The organism is Desulfovibrio sp. 1214_IL3152 (assembly GCF_036763055.1).
GTDB lineage: Bacteria > Desulfobacterota > Desulfovibrionia > Desulfovibrionales > Desulfovibrionaceae > Desulfovibrio.
Genome location: NZ_JBAIYW010000235.1, coordinates 1 through 3,205 on the forward strand (window position 1 = coordinate 1; position 3,205 = coordinate 3,205).

At 58.0% G+C, this 3,205-nt stretch carries 3 protein-coding genes; all 3 read left to right on the forward strand.

What is annotated here, in order from left to right; translation table 11 throughout:
* The first annotated feature begins 7 nt into the window (after positions 1 to 7).
* Entirely contained in the window at positions 8 to 1,123 is a 1,116-nt protein-coding gene (gene ahbD / locus V6C07_RS04975) for a heme b synthase (RefSeq protein WP_333535262.1), read from the forward strand.
* Entirely contained in the window at positions 1,123 to 1,641 is a 519-nt protein-coding gene (ahbA, locus tag V6C07_RS04980) for a siroheme decarboxylase subunit alpha (RefSeq protein ID WP_333535260.1), read from the forward strand. Before ahbD ends, ahbA begins: the two co-directional genes overlap by 1 nt.
* 1,031 nt (positions 1,642 to 2,672) lie before the next feature.
* Positions 2,673 to 3,205: D-alanyl-D-alanine carboxypeptidase family protein (locus tag V6C07_RS04985; RefSeq protein WP_333535261.1), on the forward strand; the 533-nt coding region annotated here is incomplete at its 3' end.

Below are 3,205 nucleotides of genomic sequence, written 5' to 3' on the forward strand. Positions count from 1 at the left end.
CCACGGCATGAGCGCCCCCCTGCGCACCCTTGAAGACGGCAGCCCCGCCTGCCGCCTCATTGCCTGGGAAGTTACGCGCTCCTGCAATCTGGCCTGTAAGCACTGCCGCGCCGAGGCCCATCCCGAGCCGTATCCCGGCGAGCTTTCCACGACCGAAGCCAAGGCCCTTATTGACACCTTCACCGAGGTGGGCAGGCCCATCATCATCTTCACCGGCGGCGACCCGATGATGCGCCCCGATGTGTATGACCTGGTGGCTTATGCCCACAGCAAGGGCCTGCCGTGCGCCTTTTCGCCCAACGGAACCCTTATCACGCCGGAAAGCGCGCAAAAAATCAAAGCTGCGGGCGTCAACCGCTGCTCCATCTCCATTGACGGGGCGGATGCGGCCAGTCATGACAGTTTTCGCGGGGTTCCCGGCGCGTTTGAAGCCTCCATGCGCGGCATCGAGTATCTCAAGGCCGCTGGCGTACCGTTTCAGATCAATACCACGGTCACGCGCAACAACCTCACAAGCTTCAAAAAGATATTTGAACTGTGCGAGCGCATCGGCGCGGCGGCCTGGCATATCTTTCTTCTGGTTCCTATGGGCCGGGCCGCGGGCCTGGCCGATCAGGTGATCACGGCCCAGGAATACGAAGACGTGCTGCATTGGCTGTACGATTTTCGCAAAACCACCAAGATGCACCTCAAGGCCACCTGCGCGCCGCACTATTACCGCATCATGCGCCAGCGGGCCAAAGAGGAGGGCATGAGCGTCACCCCCGAAAACTTCGGCATGGACGCCCTCACGCGCGGCTGCCTCGGCGGCACGGGCTTCTGTTTTATCAGCCATGTGGGCCAGGTGCAGCCATGCGGCTATCTGGAACTTGATTGCGGCAATATACGCCAAACGCCCTTCCCCAAAATCTGGCGCGAAAGCAAACACTTTTTGCAGTTCCGCGACCAGTCCTGCTACACGGGAAAATGCGGCGAGTGCGAATATCACAAGGTCTGCGGCGGCTGCCGCGCCCGCGCTCACAGCATGGACGGCGACCATATGGGCGAAGAGCCGCTGTGCACCTATATTCCGGCCAAAATGCGTAAAAAAGGCCGCGACGGCACGTCCGGGGAGAAAAAATAATGACCACGCAAACATCCGCCGCCAGCCACCCCACAAAGCAGGCCAACGCCACTCTTGCCGCACTGGACAGCGTGGACAGACAGCTGCTGGACATCATCCAGACGGACTTTCCCCTGTCGCCGCGCCCTTACGCGGAACTGGGGCAGCGCCTGGGCCTGGACGAGCAGGAAGTGCTCGACCGCGTACGCGACCTCAAGGCCCGCAAAATCATCAGACGGCTCGGGGCCAACTTTCAGTCCGCCAAGCTGGGCTTTGTGTCCACCCTGTGTGCGGCCAAGGTTCCCCAGGATAAAATGGACGCCTTTGTGGCCGAGGTTAACGCCAAGCCGGGCGTGACCCACAACTATCTGCGCGAACACGATTACAATATCTGGTTTACCCTCATAAGCCCGTCGCGGGAAGAAACACAGGCCATCCTTGACGGCATTACCCAGGCAACGGGCGTACCCATTCTCAACCTGCCCGCCACAAAACTGTTCAAAATCCGCGTGGACTTCCGCATGGATGGCGACAACTGAGGCAAGCAACACCACGAAGCCCTGCTGCGCGAATGCAACGGATGCTACGAATGCTACGGACGCGAAACAGCAGACAGGCCAGGTACTACCAGGCGCAGTGCCGCTTCGCCTCCGCAAGCCGCGCAGCGCCCTGATCAAGGCACGCCGCCCCACGCAAACTGTTTAGAGCAGTTAACGAATGAAATGAGTTAACTGCTCTGCAAGGATTTTCTTGAAAATCCTTGCCACGAAATGCGAGAAGGCAGGCTTTTGCCTGCCGTAAGCGAGCATTTCAAGTGTTAAATGCTCTAGACAGTGTCGTCACGAGATGAATTTCCTTGGTATCTCAAGGAGAACGAGCCTTTTATGCAGGGAGTGTACTCTTATGGTACTCGACCGGAATAAAAGGCGAAGTTCGACGCAGAGATACCGGGAAAGGCGCTCGTGACGACACTGTCTAGAGCAGATTAACTTTGAGAATGTACATTCTCAAAGTTTAAGACACGCTCGCTTCGATGCTTAACCGCGCAAGTAAACTGCGCTGGCATCTTTGCGGCGGGCGACTGCTCACGCAGCCGCCAGAGCAACTTCAAAGTGAAACGGCTCTGGCTCCGTGCCACAGTTCCGGCCCGTTTTTGCCATGCAAGGACGGGCCGGATTTTTATGGATTTCTTATGGATTTTTTTGCGGGAGCATGAAGAAAATTTGCTGCAGCCGTAGCCGCAAACCGCGCGCAACGCCAAGCACAGGCAGACGCATTCTTGCAAAAGTATTCGCCACAAAATGTCACCCTCACTGCATACGCTGCCGCTGACCGGCGTCAGAAAATTTTTTGCGCAGCCTGTCGGGCAAAAAAATTCCCAAAACTGCCCCTGCTCACGAGCCTGTCGCACCCGCAAACTCTTGCCATGACGGGGCAACTTTAGTACACAGGCCAGAGGTATTTTAGTAAAATTCTAAACTTTCTCTTCATATGCTTGCCTGACCCGCGACCCAGATCAGCCCGCGTGGTCTGCCCTGCGCTTCCGTCAGGCCAAGCCCAAGGACGCACCATGCCCAGCCGTTACCGTCACAAGAGGCTCAATTTCCTCAATGTGTCCGCGTACTCCCTTGTTTTTCTGCTGCTGGCCTGCCTTATGCGTCCCGGCCCCTCTCAGGCGGCTCCGCCCATTCCTGAGCACGGCTTTCTGGAAACCAGTTCCGCAATCCTGTATGATCTGGACCACAACGTCATTCTTTTTGAGCAAAATGCCGACCAGCGCATTGCCCCGGCATCGCTGACCAAGGTGCTCTCGATGTTTCTGGCGCTGGACAGCGTGAACCAGGGCAAGCTCAGCCTGGACAAATCCATAACTGTCAGTCGAGTGGCCGCCGGAACCGGCGGTTCGCGTATGGGACTGCGGGAAAATGACGTGGTGAGCCTTGAGCAGTTGCTCATGGGCATGGCCGTGTCTTCAGGCAACGATGCCAGCATGGCCGTGGCGGAAGCTGTGGGCGGCTCGACCCCGGCTTTTGTCGCCATGATGAACGCCAAGGCCCAGGCCCTGGGCATGCGTGACAGCCAGTTCCGCAACCCCCACGGGCA